This is a genomic window from Kangiella aquimarina DSM 16071, from assembly GCF_000374105.1.
GTDB lineage: Bacteria > Pseudomonadota > Gammaproteobacteria > Enterobacterales > Kangiellaceae > Kangiella > Kangiella aquimarina.
Genome location: NZ_KB893651.1, coordinates 445977 through 465460, shown reverse-complemented (window position 1 = coordinate 465460; position 19484 = coordinate 445977). Strand labels below are relative to the sequence as shown.

Annotated in this window: 22 protein-coding genes; 3 read left to right on the top strand and 19 right to left on the bottom strand. The window is 45.4% G+C overall.

Going from position 1 to position 19484, the window contains the following annotated elements; all coding sequences use genetic code 11:
* Positions 1 to 71 precede the first annotated feature (71 nt).
* From B158_RS0111530 to B158_RS0111520, 3 genes are read left to right on the top strand one after another with little or no spacing between them, the layout of a single operon-like run.
* Entirely contained in the window at positions 72 to 659 is a 588-nt protein-coding gene (locus tag B158_RS0111530) for an inner membrane-spanning protein YciB (protein ID WP_228127098.1), read from the top strand.
* A gap of 3 nt (positions 660 to 662) precedes the next feature.
* Positions 663 to 962 (top strand): YciI family protein, encoded by a 300-nt coding sequence (locus tag B158_RS0111525; protein WP_018625537.1) that lies wholly within the window; start codon positions 663 to 665, stop codon positions 960 to 962.
* A 26-nt stretch (positions 963 to 988) separates the two neighbouring features.
* Positions 989 to 1252, top strand: a complete 264-nt coding sequence (locus B158_RS0111520; protein ID WP_018625536.1) for a BolA family protein — start codon at positions 989 to 991, stop codon at positions 1250 to 1252.
* 77 nt (positions 1253 to 1329) lie between these two features.
* On the opposite strand, the gene B158_RS0111515 is transcribed toward B158_RS0111520, so the two are convergent.
* The 19 genes from B158_RS0111515 to B158_RS0111425 form a co-directional block, all read right to left on the bottom strand.
* Positions 1330 to 1719, bottom strand: a complete 390-nt coding sequence (locus tag B158_RS0111515; protein ID WP_018625535.1) for a hypothetical protein — start codon at positions 1717 to 1719, stop codon at positions 1330 to 1332.
* 6 nt (positions 1720 to 1725) lie between these two features.
* Positions 1726 to 2730 carry a peptidoglycan DD-metalloendopeptidase family protein gene (locus tag B158_RS0111510; protein ID WP_018625534.1) on the bottom strand — a complete coding sequence of 335 codons (1005 nt, stop codon included), beginning with the start codon at positions 2728 to 2730 and terminating at the stop codon, positions 1726 to 1728.
* 49 nt (positions 2731 to 2779) lie between these two features.
* Positions 2780 to 3364, bottom strand: a complete 585-nt coding sequence (locus B158_RS0111505) for a YqaA family protein (protein ID WP_018625533.1) — start codon at positions 3362 to 3364, stop codon at positions 2780 to 2782.
* A complete protein-coding gene (locus B158_RS0111500) occupies positions 3361 to 4029 on the bottom strand; it encodes a protein-L-isoaspartate(D-aspartate) O-methyltransferase (protein ID WP_018625532.1) in 669 nt (222 codons plus the stop codon). The genes B158_RS0111505 and B158_RS0111500 overlap by 4 nt, the downstream gene beginning before the upstream one ends.
* 69 nt (positions 4030 to 4098) lie before the next feature.
* Positions 4099 to 4869 carry a 5'/3'-nucleotidase SurE gene (gene surE / locus B158_RS13115; RefSeq protein ID WP_018625531.1) on the bottom strand — a complete coding sequence of 257 codons (771 nt, stop codon included), beginning with the start codon at positions 4867 to 4869 and terminating at the stop codon, positions 4099 to 4101.
* Positions 4870 to 4881: 12 nt separating this feature from the next.
* Positions 4882 to 5946 (bottom strand): tRNA pseudouridine(13) synthase TruD, encoded by a 1065-nt coding sequence (gene truD, locus B158_RS0111490; RefSeq protein ID WP_018625530.1) that lies wholly within the window; start codon positions 5944 to 5946, stop codon positions 4882 to 4884.
* Position 5947: 1 nt separating this feature from the next.
* Positions 5948 to 6436, bottom strand: a complete 489-nt coding sequence (gene ispF, locus B158_RS0111485; protein ID WP_018625529.1) for a 2-C-methyl-D-erythritol 2,4-cyclodiphosphate synthase — start codon at positions 6434 to 6436, stop codon at positions 5948 to 5950.
* Positions 6437 to 6473: 37 nt separating this feature from the next.
* A complete protein-coding gene (gene hisD / locus B158_RS0111480) occupies positions 6474 to 7691 on the bottom strand; it encodes a histidinol dehydrogenase (protein ID WP_018625528.1) in 1218 nt (405 codons plus the stop codon).
* A complete protein-coding gene (gene hisI, locus B158_RS0111475) occupies positions 7681 to 8919 on the bottom strand; it encodes a phosphoribosyl-AMP cyclohydrolase (RefSeq protein ID WP_018625527.1) in 1239 nt (412 codons plus the stop codon). The genes hisD and hisI overlap by 11 nt, the downstream gene beginning before the upstream one ends.
* A 12-nt stretch (positions 8920 to 8931) precedes the next feature.
* Complete coding sequence (hisF, locus tag B158_RS0111470) at positions 8932 to 9735, bottom strand: imidazole glycerol phosphate synthase subunit HisF (protein ID WP_018625526.1); 804 nt, start codon at positions 9733 to 9735, stop codon at positions 8932 to 8934.
* On the bottom strand, positions 9723 to 10331 hold the full coding sequence (gene hisH / locus B158_RS0111465; RefSeq protein WP_018625525.1) for an imidazole glycerol phosphate synthase subunit HisH: 609 nt from the start codon (positions 10329 to 10331) through the stop codon (positions 9723 to 9725). The genes hisF and hisH overlap by 13 nt, the downstream gene beginning before the upstream one ends.
* Positions 10328 to 10924: an imidazoleglycerol-phosphate dehydratase HisB gene (gene hisB / locus B158_RS0111460; protein WP_018625524.1), complete on the bottom strand. Its 597-nt coding sequence runs from the start codon at positions 10922 to 10924 to the stop codon at positions 10328 to 10330. The genes hisH and hisB overlap by 4 nt, the downstream gene beginning before the upstream one ends.
* Entirely contained in the window at positions 10921 to 12618 is a 1698-nt protein-coding gene (locus B158_RS0111455; RefSeq protein WP_018625523.1) for an aminotransferase class I/II-fold pyridoxal phosphate-dependent enzyme, read from the bottom strand. Before B158_RS0111455 ends, hisB begins: the two co-directional genes overlap by 4 nt.
* A 23-nt stretch (positions 12619 to 12641) precedes the next feature.
* On the bottom strand, positions 12642 to 13490 hold the full coding sequence (gene hisG / locus B158_RS0111450; RefSeq protein WP_018625522.1) for an ATP phosphoribosyltransferase: 849 nt from the start codon (positions 13488 to 13490) through the stop codon (positions 12642 to 12644).
* Between the two features lie 832 nt (positions 13491 to 14322).
* The gene (gene ispD, locus B158_RS0111445) at positions 14323 to 15024 is read right to left on the bottom strand and encodes a 2-C-methyl-D-erythritol 4-phosphate cytidylyltransferase (protein ID WP_018625521.1); all 702 of its coding nucleotides are present in this window, start codon (positions 15022 to 15024) and stop codon (positions 14323 to 14325) included.
* 18 nt (positions 15025 to 15042) lie between these two features.
* Positions 15043 to 15348, bottom strand: coding sequence for a cell division protein FtsB (gene ftsB, locus B158_RS0111440; protein ID WP_018625520.1), 306 nt, complete (start codon positions 15346 to 15348; stop codon positions 15043 to 15045).
* Between the two features lie 79 nt (positions 15349 to 15427).
* On the bottom strand, positions 15428 to 16702 hold the full coding sequence (gene eno, locus B158_RS0111435) for a phosphopyruvate hydratase (RefSeq protein ID WP_018625519.1): 1275 nt from the start codon (positions 16700 to 16702) through the stop codon (positions 15428 to 15430).
* Positions 16703 to 16811: 109 nt separating this feature from the next.
* Entirely contained in the window at positions 16812 to 17672 is an 861-nt protein-coding gene (gene kdsA / locus B158_RS0111430) for a 3-deoxy-8-phosphooctulonate synthase (protein WP_018625518.1), read from the bottom strand.
* Positions 17673 to 17715: 43 nt separating this feature from the next.
* Complete coding sequence (locus B158_RS0111425; RefSeq protein ID WP_018625517.1) at positions 17716 to 19353, bottom strand: CTP synthase; 1638 nt, start codon at positions 19351 to 19353, stop codon at positions 17716 to 17718.
* Positions 19354 to 19484 lie beyond the last annotated feature (131 nt).

Here is a 19484-nt window from a genome sequence, read left to right as displayed (position 1 = left end):
TTGAATCTGTTACCAGTTTGCCTATCTTTTGCATTCAGGTAAACTTGGCGGGCACTTTTTTGGAGCCCACTATGACCTTTTTGAAAGAAAATTATCCGCTGGTAGCCTTTATTGCGGTTTATCTCATTACAAAAAACCTTATTCTGGCCGCTGCAGTTTGGAGCGCCGGATCATTAGTACAAATATTAACCAGCGTATTCACCAAACAACCAATCAAAAAAAGTCACATCGCCTACTTTATTCTTGGCGTTTTATTAGTGGCTTCCGCTTACTACTTTGATGACGAAAACTTCATCAAATGGAAAACCAGCATTATCCTTTGGGCTGGTGCCTTATTCATACTATTCCGACAGCTGTTCAGTAAAAAGTACATCATTCAGGATTTGCTGAAAGCCAATAATGTGCTTAAAGATACAGCCCCACAAAGCCTGCTGGCGAAAATCAATTGGTTGTGGATTGTATACCTGACGGGTTTCAGCTTTTTGAACCTCTATATCGCCTACACCTTTAGCACCGATGTCTGGTTCTGGTTTAAAATTATTGGGCTCTTTGTTTCAACCTTTTTGCTGTTTATCATCAGCATCATCATGCTCAAAGAACATGTTAATCTTGACGACCCACAAGATTCCAATCCTCACAATAAAGACTCGCAGGAATAAATTATGCTGTATGTCATATTCTCACAAGACGTTGAAAACTCACTGCCACTAAGAGCAAAGTCTCGCCCCGCACACGTTGAGCGGTTACAGGCACTAAAAAGCGAAGGTCGTCTAGTGCTGGCTGGCCCCTGCCCTGCCATTGATGCAGAAGATCCAGGCGAAGCAGGTTTCACCGGCAGCATGATCGTCGCTGAGTTTGAATCACTTGAAGACGCCCAGGCCTGGGCCGATGCCGATCCTTATATTGAAGCAGGCGTTTACCAGTCGGTTATCGTCAAACCGTATAAAAAAGTATTGCCGTAAATAGTTAACGAATTTTGGAGCTTATAATGGATAACTCACAACGCCTTGAACGCATGCAACAGCTTATTCAAGACGCGCTTAACCCATCGCAACTGGAAATCATTGACGACAGTCATAAACACATTGGCCATGCTGGTGCGAAAGAAGGTAAAGGCCACTTTACCGTTATTATTCAAAGTGAAGCGCTAGATGGTAAGCGTATGCTGCAGCAACATCGAGCCATTTATGATGCATTAGGCGATATGATGGAAACGGATATTCATGCTTTGGCGATTAAGGTGATCAAATAAAAGCAGCCCTTAATGGGGTTGGCTCTGTCTCAAGACGTATATTCTGCCCCTGTACCCTCATAGTGCGATAACTCTACTTAAAGAATCTCAAGCAAATTAATTTCTTTAGTGGTTTCGCACCCCATAAACCCACCTTGTACTTCCTGTTTATAGGATATGGAGAGGTTAACATGGTTGAGTTTAGACTTGTCAGGAGCAACAAAGACCACCATCGAATATAACTCAGGATCAGCAACGTAGTCGACTGCCTTAGAAGTATGTAATTGAGTTACAAGAAAGCGTTCACCATTCTCATCATTAAGAGTTAGATGTACATAATGAAGTTTTTCGTCTTGGTAGTGATTTGGAATATATACAATAATCCATTTACCATCCTGTTCCACAATAGGATTATAGTCATTTTCCTCTGCAAAAGAGCTTTGAGATGAAAAATAGAGAATTAATAAAATTAAAAATTTTCTGAGCATAGAGTTCTACCGCTTTGGCAAGTAACGCATAGGATCGACTGGCTTGCCCTTGAAGCGGATTTCGAAGTGTAGCTTAGGAACTTCACTGTCGGTGTTGCCGACTTCGGCGATTTTCTGGCCAGCTTTGATGATTTCGTTTTCCTTGACCAATAAAACTCGGTTGTGGGCATAGGCACTGATGAAGTCGTTGTTGTGTTTAACGATCACGAGATTACCGTAACCACGCAAGCCTCTGCCTGCGTAAACAACTCTGCCGGCTGCGGCGGCTCGTACTGGGTCTCCAATATTTCCGGCGATATCGATGCCTTTGGAACTTTTACTTGCTCCCGAGAACCCCTGCAGAATTTGCCCCATGGTCGGCCACATCCAGTACTTAACCGGGGAATTAGGTGTATAAGCGATTGGCTCTTTACTGCCACCGGAAGTATTGGAGTTGGTAACAGGCTCTTTCTTGGGTTCTTTTTTAGGCTCCTGCTGCGCCACGGGTTGTGTTGGTTGAGTGCTTGGTTGAGACGTTGACTGAGTTTGATTGCCGGTTGGTGTTCTAGGCACTTCAGTCACCGGTCTTCTTGCAACCGTGACTGGAGTACGACGCGAAGCATCTGTTGACTGTTGTGTACCAGGAGGTTCTGTACCAGCCACTTCATAGTCTTCCGCCGGGGTTATATCACGTGCTCTCTGCAGGTTCAGGCGCTGGCCCGCATGAATGGTGTAATTGCTGTCGATATCATTGGCTTGCGCGAGAATGTTGTAATCAAGGCCATATCGGAAAGCGATGGAGTATAAGGTGTCTCCCGGGCGAACGTAGTAGTATTGCTGACTGTTATCGACTTCTGACGGAGGATAGAAACTATGGAGCTGCGCCTTATGATTATTGGCTTCCCGCTCTTCAACGGGCGCCAGACGCTCATTGCCACATCCCTGCAGCCAGAAGACCACGAAAACAATGGCAACGATCCAAAGTGAACGGATGGCCGAGCGTTTTAGTATGTCTTTCGTTTCCTGTCGCATGCCTTCGATGAAAATCCTTGCTTTACAATGAGTTATTTGTGTTTTGGTCTCACACGTATTTATAAATAATATAGGCGATGACGGCAAGGATTAAGAACCCCCAGCCAATCCAGTCTACATATTGACGCAATTTATGGCGCATTGGTTCCCCGCCCCACTTCACTAATCCACCAATTAAGTAAAATTGTGCGGCACGAGCAATAATTGAGGCCAGCACAAAAGGCAGGAAAGCCATGCTGAGCGCGCCTGCGGTCAGGGTAAAGATTTTATAGGGAACCGGTGAAAATCCAGCGATTAAGACTACCCAGACGCCAAAGTCGGCGAACCAGACTACCGCTTTTTCATAAGTCGGCAGATAGCCAAACTCTTCGATGGCCGGCAATACCCAAGACTCGAAGGCAAAGGCTCCAATCAAATAACCCACAATGCCGCCAAGGACGGAGGTTACCGTTGATAATCCAGCCAGACTTAAGGCCCGGTGAGGCGTTGATAAGGCCATTGGCGCCAACATGGCCGCTGTAGGTATTGGGAAAAAGATAGATTCAATAAAACTGATAAAACCTAAAATATAAACTGCGTATTTATGACGAGCCCAACGCATACAGGCGTCGTACATCTTGGTGAAAATATTCATCGAGCAACGCCACTAACTAAAGGTACAAATTTAACTTTCTCAATCACGGTTTGTTTGAACTCATCACCCTGACGCTCCACCAGAACCAGCTCCTGAGCGGTCTCGGTCTGGCCAACTGGAATAATCATACGGCCACCATCAGCAAGTTGTGCCAGCAATTTTTCAGGAATCTGAGCCGGAGCGGCGGTAACAATAATCGCATCGAAGGGAGCATTCTGCAGCCAGCCATTAAAGCCATCGGCAAACAGGTACTGAACATTATGAATGCCCAATTGACCGAGTGTTTTTCTAGCCTGCATATGGAGTGCACGAATACGCTCGACAGTAAAGACGGTTTTGCAGAGTTTAGACAAAATGGCTGTTTGATAACCACAACCGGTTCCAATTTCCAGCACTTTATTCATTGGGCCTGATTCAAGCAGAGCCTGAGTCATGCGTGCGACAATATAAGGCTGAGAAATGGTCTGCCCCATGCCAATCGGTAGCGCGGTGTCTTCATAGGCACGATGGGATAATCCCTCATCAATAAATACATGACGAGGCGTATCTTCAATGGCTTTCAAAACCTGCTGGTTGCTAATGCCTTCGGCCATTAAACGCTGCACCAGGCGGCCACGCGTTCTTGCTGAAGTCATTCCTATGCCAGAAAAATGAGCTGCATTCATAGTTGTCTGTCTGTTCTATATTGTTGTTATTACTAAAATAGTTATGGTTTTGCGCCAGCTATTAATGAATTAGGTGCTCGAGGTTAAAGGCGAATCAAAGGCCTCCAGAAAATCTTCCACTTCATCAAAGCTGTTATACGCAGTTAGATCCACATTCACAGGCGTTATCGAAACGAAACCATGCTCAACGGCATGAAAATCCGTTCCTTCCCCAATATCTTGCCCGCTGGGTAAAGGGCCAAGCCAATAAACCTGGCGACCTTTTGGATCCTTATCCGGAATAATAGTATCAGCACGGTGGCGATTTCCCAAGCGCGTTAACTTAATTCCTTTCAATTCATTATAGGGCAGGTCTGGAACATTGATATTCAGTACTCTGTCCTTACCCAAAGGATGCTCTATTAAACCCTCAATAATTTCGACGGCAACTCGGGCAGCGGTATCATAATGCTGGCAATTATGGCCCACCAGTGACACGGCAACTGCGGTATAGCCAAGAGCTCGCCCCTCCATTGCTGCGGCAACCGTACCGGAATAAAGCGTATCATCGCCCAGATTTGCACCAGTATTGATACCTGCAACCACCATGTCAGGCGCCGCGCCCATTAGATGGTGAGTGCCCAGGTGCACACAATCGGTTGGAGTTCCAGTGACGGCATAAAAACCACGCTCGGTTTGCCATGCGCGAATAGGATGGTCCAGCGTCAGAGAGTTACTGGCGCCACTTCGATTACGGTCAGGCGCGACCACAGTAACCTGCGCAATACGCTGTAAATGGTCGTATAAGGCATTAATTCCCGGCGCAAAAAAGCCGTCATCATTACTCAGCAATATTTTCATAACATTCTTTGTTTAATCGTTAAAAGTATCTGGTTTATCAATATTCAGTTCAAATAATTCGCGCAACAGACTGGTAGCAAACGCTCCCTTGGGCAAACTAAAGCGCATTTCAAGAGTTTGTTCATTATGCCATTGCAAGATGACATTTTGAGGGAATACACGAATGGCACGTCGTTCCCCATTGAGACCTTTCCGTTCCAGTGCATCAATGATCGGCTGAAACGGCTCCAAAACAGCACTCTCGAACTCAGCTGCTTTCGCTAAAACCTGCGAACGGCCACGACCCGGCATGGGTGCTGTGGGATGAATATCCTTTGCGGTAAAGCGCGGTAACTCCTGTGATAAGTCCTGAACGGTAAAACCACTTTCTGAGCCATCAAGCTGGACATAATCACCATCCAGCAGTTCGCTGAATTGTCCTGCTTCAATACGTTTAGCAACAACCTGATTAAATAGGAAAGAGCGAACCGCAGAAAAGAGTAGGCCCTGTAGGTTTCGATTCTTGAGCTTTTTATTGGCCAATAATAAATCGACGCCACGCGCCAAGTTATCGCCATTGCGCCCAAAGCGCTGCTCACCAAAGTAATTGGCGAAACCATGTTGCTGGATCTTAGCTATTCGCTGCTCAAGCGAATTCTTATCCGCTCCTTCTTTAAAGCCAATATCACGTAATGTTATTTTGAAGTGATTCTGCTTAACCGCGCCAATGCGTAACTTTTTATCGTGACGTGTCGCTTTCAGGACTGTCACTTCATCATCATTAAACTCAGTCCAGTCAATCTCTTTTAATAAAGGCAATTGAACACTGAACCATTGTCTGGCAATGGCGAAGCGATCTTTTTTTCCTGCATAGCCAATATCGGTTGTATTAACTTCAGCAAAGCGACGTAATTTGTGACACACGATGTCAGTATTGATATTCCGCTTTTCGATGAGCAGTAAATGGTGTGCGCCCTCTCCCGAAGGTTCGAAGCGAAGCTCCTCGTCTACACAAAAGTCGCTAAGCTGTTGACGAAAAGTCGCTGAGGCTAAAGGAGCGCCATAGGCTCGAGGCCAGTCGTATAGTTTGAGTTCCATCTTAGGCTGCGCTGCTTTTCGATTGCAGCAAGCATACCGAATGAACGGCAATACCTTCTTTGCGCCCGACAAAACCAAGCTTTTCGGTCGTGGTCGCTTTCACATTCACCTGGTTTAATTCCACTTTGCAGACATCCGCAATAACTTTACGCATATCAGGAATTTTTGAAGCCATTTTAGGAGCTTGCGCCACAATGGTGACATCCAGATTACCTAATTCATAACCTTCGTCCTGAACCTGCTGCATGACAGCGACTAATAGCCCGCGACTGTCAGCACCGGCGAATTTCTCATCGGTATCTGGAAAATGATGGCCAATATCACCTTTAGCAATAGCTCCCAGCAAGGCATCACAGACAGCGTGCAAAACGACATCGCCATCCGAATGAGCAAGTAAACCCTGCTCACCCGGAAACTCAACGCCGCCCAAAATTAATGGGCTGTCGCCACCAAATTTATGAACGTCATAACCATGACCAATTCGAAACATAACCATCCCAACAATCGCGCTTAAAGAAAATTCGTTGTTAGGATCTTACCTGCATACTGCGTTCATGCCAAACCAATTGCTCCGCCTCAGCCAGCGGGCGCCCAATCTCTGCCAATTGTCGACGGCCCTGATCGGTAATTTGCTGGTAGGACTGGATATTCATGAAGCTCTGCACACATAAGCCGCTGGAACGATTGGCGCTCCCCATAGTGGGTAATGTGTGGTTGGGGCCAGCGCAATAATCTCCAAAAGCGACGGCACTGTTTTGCCCGATGAACAGTGAACCATAATGTTTCAAACTTTCTGCTGAAATCCGTTCATCCGCCAGTAAGAGGTGTTCAGGCGCATAGCGATTACTGAAGCGGATCATTGCCTCACTGTCATTGGCCTGCAATAAAACAATCTGCTCGCTCTGTAAAAGCGTATTCAATTCATCATCAGCAACAAGCTGCTGCTCAATGGCTTGTAGAAATTCCACATCATCGCTAACCAGTACGCTTTGTGCCTGCGGATCATGTTCAGCCTGCGCCGCCATGTCCGCAATCAGCCATTCCTGATTAGCCTGCGAATTGGCCAGAATCAGCAGTTCACTGGGACCAGCGGCAACGTCAATTTTGATTCGACTCTGCAACAGTTGCTTTGCCACGTTGACATATTGATTGCCAGGCCCCACTACCATCTGCACTGGTAACATCGTTTGATAGCCATAAGCCATTGCCGCCACCGCCTGGGCACCACCGATGTGCCAGAACTCAGTCGCTCCAGCTAAAGAGGCAGCTGCTAAAATTGCCGGGTGTACTGATGGCGAACAGGCTACTCGACGTTCACAGCCTGCAACTCGTGCTGGAATTAACGTCATTAAAGCGGTGGAAATCAGCGGAAAACGCCCCCCCGGAATATAAGCACCAATTGCTTCAATTGGACTATATTGAAAACCAAACACGCCACTATCTTCTTCAATCTGCTGGGGCTGTAATGAGTCTTTTTGTAACTGGCAAAAAGCTTCAATACGTTGCGCCGCCTGCTCAATCGAGTTTAGTAGTTGCGGTTCAAGCTCGTACTCACGATAAGGTTTCAGCGTGATTTTACGAGGCTGATAACCATCAAATCGCTTACTGAGGTTATCAATCGCCAAGTCACCACCGGTCTCAATCTCTTTTAATAATTTTGCTACCTGCTGGAACAGCTCTGGTGACTGAGTCAGGTTCGGACGCTTCCAGTTAGAAGCGCATTGTATTAAAGATTTATCCGCCATTACGCGCTCCTAGTTCATTGATGATATCGCTGGCTGCGACGCCTTTAGATTTGGCTCGTGCCAATGCAAAGAATATTAAATCGGCCGCTTCCCAGCGCACTTCATCCTGCTCATTAGCTTCGATCAGCTCTTCGCATTCTTCGCGCAATTTCTCCTGCTGCAAATCATCGCTGGCAAGAAGCTTCTGACTAAAACTAGTCAGTTCCTGACTTTGCATGCGCTGTTCGAAAACACGATCGAGTGTCGCCAAATCAAAATCCGCAGACTGACCAGCAAAACAGCTATAGCGATCAAAGTGACAGGCATTGCCTTGTTGTTGCACTTTAAAGATCAACGTATCGCCATCACAATCATAGTCGATATTGATCAACTGCTGTTGATTGCCGCTGGTAAGTCCTTTCTCCCACAATTCGTTACGTGAACGGCTGTAATAAATCCCCTTGCGCTTGCTCATTGCTGCCTGTAAGGATTGCTTATTTGAATAAGCCAGCATAAGAATCTTATCGGTTTCAATATCCTGAACAATGGTTGGAATTAATGGCGCCTTATCAAAATCCAGACAAGCCATAACAGCTTCATCCAGTTTAAGTTTGCCGGTATATATCGACATGCCTAGCTGACTGTTTGCTCCCAACTTGTTGATGAATTGAATATCATCCAGATCAGTAATACCCCCGGCAACAGTAACTGGAATTTTCGATTGCTCAACAACCTGCTTAATACGCTCGCGATCGATACCTTGCATCATGCCTTCTTTTTCTACCTGGGTATAAAGAAACTCTGAGCAGTTGCTCTGTAGCTCATCAATCATGGCGGCCACTTTATTATCAGAAGAAGACTGCCAACCGTGGGTGACCCAATCATCGCCTTTGGCATCAATGGCAAAAATCAGTTGAGCACGAGGTAGCTTTTTGACAAAGTCCTCGCGACAACTGGTGCCCAGAATGATTTTCTTAGCACCGCTAGACAGGTAGTCCCGCGCCGTTTCATAGTTACGAATGCCGCCGCCTACGCGACACGGAAATTTTTTAATCAGCTGCTTTATTAGCATTTTATTATCGCCTCTGCCTAGTGCAGCATTTAAGTCGATAATGGCTACTTCTCCATACAAAGAAAACTCTTCCAGCAATTCAAACAAGTTTTCTTTTTCAACAATTTTCCGAGAGGCATCACCCTGCTGTAGCTGCACAGCTTTACCATCGAGAAGATCAATACTTGGAATTAACATTACTTTTATCCTTTAATCATTTTGCTTTTCAATGCGAACGGCTACACCGTTATTGAACAATTCTTGTTTAACCTGCCCCACCGTAAATTCACCACGATGGAACATACCGGCTGCTAATGCAGCATCACTACCGGCCAGAAACGTTTCAGTAAAGTGTTCAGGCTTACAGGCGCCACCGGATGCGATAACCTGGATTCCCAATTGCTTGCTCACTCTACCCATCAGTTCATTATCAAAACCAATTCCAGTTCCATCACGATGCATGGCTGTCAATAAGACTTCTCCTGCGCCGCGTTGCTCAACTTCCGCAAGCCATTGCATGGCATCCAATTGAGTGGATGTATTGCCACCATTGATATAGACCCGATAATTGCCATCAGCAATTTCTTGATCAAGATCGACTGCAACAACAACACACTGCGAACCAAAACCTTTGGCAATCTGATCGATTAACTCAGGTTTTTTAACAGCCGCACTATTGAGCGCCACTTTGTCGGCACCGGCATTCAGAAACTGAGCAACATCAGTGTAGGTATTCAGTCCGCCACCGACGGTAAATGGTATCGACAGGTTTTCAGCAACGCGGGTAACGGTTTCCAACGCATTAGCTCGTTGTTCCAGGGTTGCCTTGATATCAAGAAACACAATCTCATCGGCTCCCTGTTCCTGATAACGAATAGCCAGTTCCACTGGATCACCCATGTCCTGCAGGCCTTTGAAATTCACCCCTTTCACCACACGGCCATGTGCTACATCGAGGCAGACAATGACGCGTGATTTGAGACCCTGCTCTATTTTGTTGATCAACTCAGACATTGCTTTAACACCTCTTCGCCTGCGATCCCTGATTTTTCAGGATGGCATTGGAATGCCACTAACTGGTTACTCGCGATAGCAGCAACAAAAGTTTCGCCATAAGTAACACTTGCTATAGCCTGCTCACTTTCCGTTACGCCGTAACTGTTGACGAAATACAGCGTTGTTTGATCCAGCCAGTTTTTTTCAGAGTCCACATCAGCCCAACCGACCATTGGTTGCTTTGGGCTTTTTAAACGAGTGACCTTGCCTTTAAAAATTCCGAGTCCCTTGATGCCCGGATCTTCCTCAGACTCTTCAAATAACACCTGCAGGCCAACACAAATACCGACCACTTTCTTGTCGCCCTGATACCAGTCACTGATGAGCTTATCGAGTCCACTGTTTCGCAAGTTTGACATCACAGTACCGAAGCGACCCTGTCCCGGAATAATCAAAGCCGATATATCCTTACCTTGCATATCTGCTGGCGAGTTAATGGTTACAGGTTCAAAGCCAATACGCCTCAAGCAACCGTTCAGACTGTACAAATTGCCTGCTCCAGTATTGATGACCCCAACTTTTGGCATCACTTCTACCACCATTGAGTCGCTCATAAGCTACCCTTAGAACTATTAGCACCCTGTTTTGGAGTAAGTGCTTCCCGCAGTGCAAAAGCAAGTCCTTTGAAACTGGCTTCGATTAAGTGGTGATTATTGTCAAAATACTCAGCCTTAATGTGCAAACTTATCTGCGCATTAATCGCAAAGGTATAGAAGAAGTGTTTCCACATTTCGGTCGCAATATTGCCAATCATCTCGCGTGTAAAAGGCAAGTCGGTAATGCCATAACCACGTCCACAGACATCGACCGCGACCATGATCAGACTGGCGTCCATCGGCAACAAACGCTGGCCATATCGGGTTATCGACTCCTGCTCCCGCCAGGCCTGTTGCAATGCCTGACCTAAACAAATCGCAACATCTTCAATTAAGTGGTGATCATCAACTTGTAAATCACCATTGGCTTCAAGGTTGAGATCCCAACCCGCGTGCAATGCTAGCTGAGTCAGCATATGGTCGAAAAAAGGTAGACCAGTATTGATCTTCAGTTTCTGTTGGCCATAAACATTAAGCTCCAAACGAATGGCCGTTTCTTTTGTCTGACGGACAATGGAAACTATCGAGCTTTGCTTCTTTGTGTCACTCATAACAACCTCTCTAATTCATTCACCGATGCCACGACCAGATCGGCACCCGCTTGATATAAGTTTTGTTCGTTCTCTTTATTGCTAACGCCAATGGCTAATGCACCAGCCGCCTTTGCAGCCTGAATGTCATCGGGAGTATCACCCAACATCCAGCAGATAGTGGCTCCATAATAAGCTTTGCATTGATTGATCCCCTCTGGTGCAGGTTTAGACTCAATAACGTCACAATCACTAACCAGAAATGTATTTCGAATGCCCAGCAACCCTAAGCCAATTTCTGCCTCACCACGCGGGCGCCCAGTGACTACTGCTGTTTTTATTGACTTACTGTTCTGCACAAAAATCTGTGTGCACAACTCTGAGCTGAGAATACCTTCTTCCAGTTGGTTCAAACCTGCGTCACCATTGCTGCCTAGATACAAAGTCTGAAACTGTTCTACAACCTGCTCATACTCTGGAACAGCATCATTGGTGTTTTGCTTGATCAGTTCATAAGTCAGTACCCAATCATTATTAAATCCACCCTGTGAACGTAATGTGTCGATGGCCTGTTGGGCGGGTTGCGTACCCACAAAATACTCAACCGTTTGCTTGATGGCAGCGTCATAGCTTTTGCTGGTATCAATCAAAACCCCATCCATATCAAAACAGATGAGCTCCGGTTGAAGTGCAAGGCTAAGTGCCTGGCGTAATGGCTGTAACTCATAAGGGATAGCAATACGAATCGCTGACTGCTCTGGTAAACCCTGCTTATTTAATTCAAGCCCCACCAAATCGGTTTTAATTTGAATATTATTTAGCTCACAGGCTGCTTTTATTAATTTCAAACGGTCGGGTGCATCGATAATCAGAATAAAATTTGCTTCGCTATCTAATACGTTCAACCCTCTTTGCCGTAACAATTGCACTAACTGATCGCGGTTTTGAGCAATTTGCTGGCAGAAATCAGCCACATCATTTTGAGCTTCTGGTGAGAATGCCTGACGTGCAATTTCCAAAGTAGGCCGAGGAACATTAAACGGCATCTTGCGATCTGCAAAACGTTTAATGAGGGATTCACTACCCAACAGATAACCACAACGGATACCGGCCAGTCCGTATGCTTTTGACAGTGTGCGGAGGAGAATGAGGTTATCGAATTCTTCAAGCAAAGAAAGTGACTGTTCAGCCTGTCCCGTAAATTCGATGTAAGCCTGATCGAGAAATACTTCCGCACCCTTTTCTTTAGCTTTTCGGCAAGCATCTCTGATCACATCCAACGCAAGCGTTTCACCGGTTGGATTATTGGGACTGGTTAAAACCAGAATGCTGTTCTTGGTTAAAGCTCTGAGGCTCGATTCAAGATCGATTGACTGATTATCCTGAGCTGGAATAAGTTGTGCTTTACTGTTCCATACTTTAATTCCGGACAGATACTGACTGAATGCCGGCATCGGAATGATCAACTCTTTCTGCTCAAGACTGGCAACCTTAAACATTATTTCAATCGCTTCATCACCACCATTAGTCACCATTATCTGCTCAGGTAGCAGACCAAACTGATTACTCATCTGCTGCTTGAGTTCAGTCTGGTCCGGATAACGCCAATAGTTTTGCGGTGTTAGCTTAGTCATATCAAGCCAGGCTGGGAATCGATCCGCCCGCTCATTAAAATCGAGCTTTAAAGGCTCTATTCGAGTTTCTTGCATATTCATGACCCTAATCCTTTTCCTGTTGCTTAAAGCACTTTGCGGATTGGCGTTTCCAGAATATCGGTCGCCCCCGCAGTAATCAGTTTCGGTAATAAGTCTTTAATCAACTTACGCTCAATCGCCGCTTTAATCGCAAAGCCATCAGCGTTATAAAGGCGACTAACCGTTGGAGCTCTCATTGCAGGTAACAAATCCACAACCTTGTCAATGCTGTCTTCTGAACAGTTCATCTCCAGCAACACACGCTTACGACCATTCAAGACACCGCGCATCAACAACAGAAGATCATCAATCTGTTTACGTTTCTCAGGGTCATCCAGTACGGATTTGTTGGCGATAAATTGAGTTGAGCTTTCCATAACCGTATCGACAATCTTTAAACGATTAGCACGTATAGTTGAGCCGGTACTGGTATTGTCGATAACCATGTCAGCATCTTCAGGTGGAAAGACTTCCGTCGCGCCATAAGCTCTAAGTAACTGATACGGAACCCCAAGTTGATCGAGGTATTTAGCCGAAATTTTCTTATACTCTGAAGCGACAATGATTTTCCTTTGCTTCACTTCGTTCCAATCCCACTCTTCGGGTATGCAGGAAACCAGCTTCACAGGGTTAAATCCTAAGTCCTCAAGCACCTCAACATCAGCCTCCTGTTCCAGAATCCAGTCCATACCTGCAAACCCAATATCGTGTTGGCCCAACGCTACCATCTCTGGAATGTTCTGACTTTTCAGCAACTTCACCTCAATATCACAGCCAAACAGTTGCGGACGGTAGTTACGGCTATCACCGACCAGCGTCAGACCAATATCCGACAGCAACTCAGAAACCTTGTCATACAACTTACCTTTTGGGATTACCATTTTTAAAGCCATGTCATTTCTCCTAATATCTAAAATTTAAATTTTCAAATCGTTAAACCAATAAAAAACCCCGTTGACCTTTCGGAGCAACGGGGTTCTTAAATCTGGGTGTCTTAGCTGTTTCTTACAAAAGTCTCAAACATAAGCACCACCACCGTCGCTCGCGCAGTGTATGATGATGGTGATGATGTAAGCTCTTGTTTAAAAACATCTTTTTGTCTCGTTTAATCAGTTAATTTATCAGTTTTAAAAATTGTAGGCATAAAAAAAGCCCCGCTGGTTGGCGGGGCTTCTTAGAAATTCTTAACAGCAAATTTCACACATAAAGCAACACCGCCAATCGGTCTGAATGGTGGTGATGGTGGTGAATTTGCGTCATTACTGTATTCATGAGGCTGATTAAAACCTATTCAGTGATTAGAGTCAACAGTGTCATTAATATTTAATAATGGTTCTGATGGTAGCTTGTATGGGCTCACACCCAGCCCTCACCACAATTGGTGAGCCAAGGCCCCTAACAGGCTTGCTCCAATAATTCCCCTTAGATTGAGCTGAGTAGTAACCAAGACATAGCAATTCAAAACAGGAAGTTTTGAATAGTAAAATTCGGGCCAAGGATGGAACGTATTTTACGGTGCGTTAAGTGGCTTGGTGAATACGAAGGAAGTTGAGCAGAGCGAAACCTCAATCTCGGGGCGCGCTTCTTTTTGCCTTCTTTTTCTTACGCGAATAAGAAAAAGAAGGTCGCTGAAAAGCGAAACAACAAATTAAACTAATGACCTTTAATTAAAAGAGTAACTTAAGATTAAAGGGTGTACTTAGGACTACCCAAAACAATAAAGAATCACATTCCCGCCAACCAAACCGATGCTAACATCATGTCTTCCGGCTGAGTGACTTTGATATTTTTACGAGTGCCAATGACTAACGCGGGATGCATGCCTTGAGCTTCAATGGCGGAGGCTTCGTCGGTGATTGCTAAACCCTGTTCCAATCCTGTTTCTATGGCGTCAGCCAGAATTTGCACAGGAAAGTATTGAGGGGTCTGTGCCAGCCAGATCTGTTCGCGGTTAAGCGTTTTGTCGATCGTTTGATTGGCATTTGCTAGTTTAACCGTATCCACTGAAGGTATAGCCAGAATAGCACCATGTTTTGATTCTTTGCCTGCCTGTATCAGTGCATCGATGCTTCCTGCATCAAGGCAAGGTCTGGCTGCATCATGCACCATTACCCAGTCATCTTGCTGATGCTGCTGTTGAATTGCTTTTAAACCATTAAGCACTGACTCTGCTCGAGTCGCACCACCTTCAACGGTGATAATTTTAGAGTGATTTGCAATTTTGATCTTTGCCCAATGATTGTCATTAGGGTGTAAGGCGACTACAACTTTATCAATGGAAGGATGTTCAAGAAACTTGGAAAGACTGTGCTCAAGAATGGTTTTACCATCGATTTCAAGATACTGCTTGGGTAATTCAGACTTCATGCGAGTACCAATCCCAGCAGCTGGAATCAGAGCCCAAATCTTGGTTTTATTGTTATTCATAGGGTTTGAGTCTTAACGCTAGTCTTTGGGGGTCTCTTGACGAGAGCCCTCTCTTGAATCGAGGATGCGGAAAAAAGTTTCGCCTTCTTTGATCATACCCAGCTGATAACGGGCACGCTCTTCGATGGCATCAGTGCCTTCTCTTAAATCATGGATTTCAGCGAGGATTTTTTGATTACGTAGCGCCAGTTCAGCGTTTTCTGATTTGACCAGTTCAATTCTGGCTTCTTGCTGCTTTATTTCGCGAAAAGAGGTTTGCCCGAACCACATTCGGTATTGAAGGCTGGTCAAAATAACCAATAATGTCAGGGCTACCCATTTCATAAACGTAACAATGCCAGAAAATATGGGGCAAATAAAGCAATAATGATAGTACTTACTTGCCCCATAAGGCTATAGTTTATTAGAACTTGAAGGCTTTCTTACCAGGGTAAGGTGCTTTTTCACCCAACGCTGACTCGATGCGCAACAATTGATTGTACTTGGCAACACGATCAGAACGGCACAATGAACCCGTTTTAATCTGACCAGCAGCGGTAGCAACAGCCAAGTCTGCAATAGTGGTATCTTCAGTTTCACCAGAACGATGAGAAATCACAGCGGTATAGCCAGCTTTATGGGCCATATCGATGGCTGCCAAGGTTTCAGTCAAGGTACCAATCTGATTTACCTTGATAAGGATCGAATTGGCAACGCCCTGCTCAATACCTTTTGACAAGATCTTAGTGTTAGTCACGAACAAATCATCACCCACTAACTGGCACTTGCTGCCAATCTTATCCGTTAATAATTTCCAACCTTCCCAGTCACTTTCGTCCATACCATCTTCGATTGATACGATTGGGTAACGCTCAACCCAGTCGGCCAAGTAATCAGTAAATTCTGCTGAAGTTAACACCTTGCCTTCACCACTTAAGTGGTACTTACCATCTTTATAAAATTCGCTCGAAGCGATATCCAAAGCTAAAGCAACATCGTCGCCTAGTTTGTAGCCAGCACGATCAACCGCTTCAACAATGGCCTGAATCGCTTCTTCGTTCGAACCCAAGTCAGGAGCGAAACCACCTTCATCTCCTACCGCAGTGTTCAAACCCTTTTCCTGTAATACTTTACGTAAGTGATGGAAAATTTCCGCTCCCATACGCAAGGCTTCAGAGAACGTTGGTGCGCCAACCGGCATAACCATAAACTCTTGAATATCAACGTTATTATCGGCATGCTCACCACCATTGATGATATTCATCATTGGTACCGGCATGGCAAAGTTACCGTCACGGTTGATATGTTCATACAAAGGCTTGCCTAATGCCTGAGCAGCGGCCTTGGCGTTTGCAAGTGACACCGCAAGTATCGCGTTTGCTCCTAATTTCTCTTTATTTTCAGTACCATCCAGATCCAGCATGACCTGGTCAATGGCAGCCTGATCAGTTGCATCTTTGCCCACTAAGGCTGACTTGATTTCATTGTTAACGTGACCAACGGCTTTTAAAACACCTTTGCCAAGATAACGAGACTTATCACCATCACGCAATTCCAATGCTTCGCGTGAACCGGTTGATGCACCTGATGGTGAACATGCCATAGCGCGAACGCCATTTTCCAGCACCACTTCTGCCTCAACTGTAGGATTGCCGCGTGAATCCAATACTTCGCGACCGATGATATCTGTAATTTTCAAGCCAATACCCTCTTAAATTGTTTCAACCAAAACGAAATGAGAAAATTAATCACTAAATAAAAAACGAAAGACATAAAAAAACACTCCTGAGAACAGGAGTGTTTGAGATTTATAGCAAGTTGCCCTTGCCAAATTCGTGGATCGAGTCCTCAATATAGCCAGCCTTCTTAACCACGTCGTCCAGCTCTTTCATGACCCGCAGCATTTCTTCGATACGATACATCGGGAAAGAGTTAGGACCATCGCATTTGGCGACTTCTGGATTTGGGTGCGACTCCATGAAAACACCAGAAACGCCAGCGGCGATAGCAGCACGTGCCAACACTGGGATCACATCACGCAAACCGCCTGAAGAAGAACCTTGTCCACCCGGCAATTGAGCAGAATGAGTCGCGTCATAAACCACAGGACAACCGGTATCGCGCATAATCGACAGTGAGCGCATATCAGAGACTAAATTGTTGTAGCCAAAGGATACGCCACGCTCACACACCATAATGTTTTTGTTACCGGTTTCACGAGCTTTATCCACCACGTTTTTCATATCCCATGGTGAGAGAAATTGACCTTTCTTGATATTGACCGGGATACCAGGCTCACACACTTTACGAATAAAGTTGGTTTGACGGCACAGAAACGCGGGGGTCTGCATGACGTCTACTACGTCTGCTACTTCCTGAATTGGCGTATCTTCATGGACATCGGTTAATACCGGCACGCCCACCTGATCTTTAACTTTTTGCAGAATACGCAGACCTTCTTCCAGACCAGGCCCACGGAAACTTTTACTGGATGAACGGTTCGCTTTATCGAACGATGACTTATAAATATAGGGAATTCCAAGACGATCCGTCATTTCCTTCATGAAGCCTGCCGTATCAATCGCCAGTTGTTCACTTTCGATGACACAGGGCCCACAAATTAAGAAAAATGGCTGAGCCAGTCCTACTTCCCAATCCAGTAATTTCATACTTACACCTTAATTAAAGAATCTAACCTTGATAACTTTTTGATTAACCAGCAGTTTGTTTTGCATGGTAATCTTTCGCCGCATTCACGAAAGCACTGAATAATGGGTGCCCGTCGCGAGGTGTCGACGTAAACTCTGGGTGGAACTGACAGGCTACATACCAAGGATGATCCTTCAGCTCTACCATCTCTACCAACTTCTTCTCAGTAGAGGTACATGATACCACAAGGCCAGCTTCTTCAAGCTTTGGCAGTAAGTTATTGTTAACTTCGTAGCGATGACGGTGGCGTTCGTTGATCACTTCATTTTGGTAGATATCGAAGGCTTTAGTTCCCTTCTTGATATCAGCTGGCTGGGCACCAAGTCGCATAGTGCCGCCTAAATCCGAATCGTCAGCACGTTCTTCTTTAGAACCATCACGGTTAATCCACTCAGTGATAAGGCCGATAACCGGATAGGGGCTGTCAGGATTAAACTCTGAGCTGTTAGCATTTTCCATGCCCGCTTTATGGCGCGCATACTCGATGACCGCCACCTGCATACCCAGGCAAATACCAAGGTATGGAATTTTATTTTCACGCGCGTACTGTGCGGTAGCAATTTTGCCTTCTACACCACGCTCACCGAAACCACCAGGAATAAGAATCGCATCCATGTCTTTCAATAAAACCGTGCCCTTCTTTTCGATATCCTGAGAGTCGATATAGTGGATTTTGACTGACTGGCGAGTTTGTAGACCTGCGTGCTTTAACGCTTCAGTCAATGATTTATAGGCTTCAGTTAGATCCATATACTTACCAACCATGGCGATATTCACTTCGCCCTTCGGGTTGGCTTCGCGGTATAACACCTCTTCCCACTCAGACAAATCAGCTTCTGGGGCTTTCAGTTCAAAGCGCTCAAGAATGAAATCATCAACATGCTGATTAAGAAGGATTGAAGGAATACGGTAAATGCTGTCAACGTCCTGCAAGGAAACAACAGCGCGCTCTTTTACGTTGGTAAATAGCGCAATTTTGGCACGCTCGCCGGCTGGAATCGAACGATCAGAGCGGCAGATCAACATATCTGGCTGGATACCAATCGAGCGTAATTCTTTCACTGAGTGCTGAGTAGGCTTAGTTTTCAGCTCGCCAGCAGTGGCAATAAATGGCAGCAATGTCAAATGCACAAACATGGCATTTTCCTTGCCCACTTCAAAACGTAACTGACGAATCGCTTCCATGAATGGTAATGACTCGATATCACCCACAGTACCGCCGATCTCAACCATGGCGATATCCGCACCTTTAGCACCATCGATAATTTTTTGCTTAATTTCATCAGTGATGTGAGGGATAACCTGAACCGTTCCACCCAGGTAGTCACCACGACGTTCTTTTTTAAGCACATCGGAGTACACACGGCCAGTCGTGAAGTTATTGCGTTGATGCATGCGGGTGCGCACGAAACGCTCGTAATGGCCCAGATCCATATCGGTTTCTGCACCATCTTCGGTTACAAACACCTCACCATGCTGGAATGGGCTCATGGTGCCGGGGTCAACGTTAATATAAGGGTCCAGTTTCAACATGGTCACTTTAAGACCACGCGACTCTAGAAGTGCAGCCATCGAAGCAGCCGCAATACCCTTACCCAAAGAAGAAACAACACCACCGGTAACAAATACGTACTTGGTCATAAGCCTAACCCAACTTAAATAATTGCGAGCAGCTAGCTCTGCTCAAAAACACCATAAACTACAATATAAAATTTTCACCAATAGAAAAACGGGCCTGAAGGCCTTGTATATCGTAGCTTTTCGAATTCTGA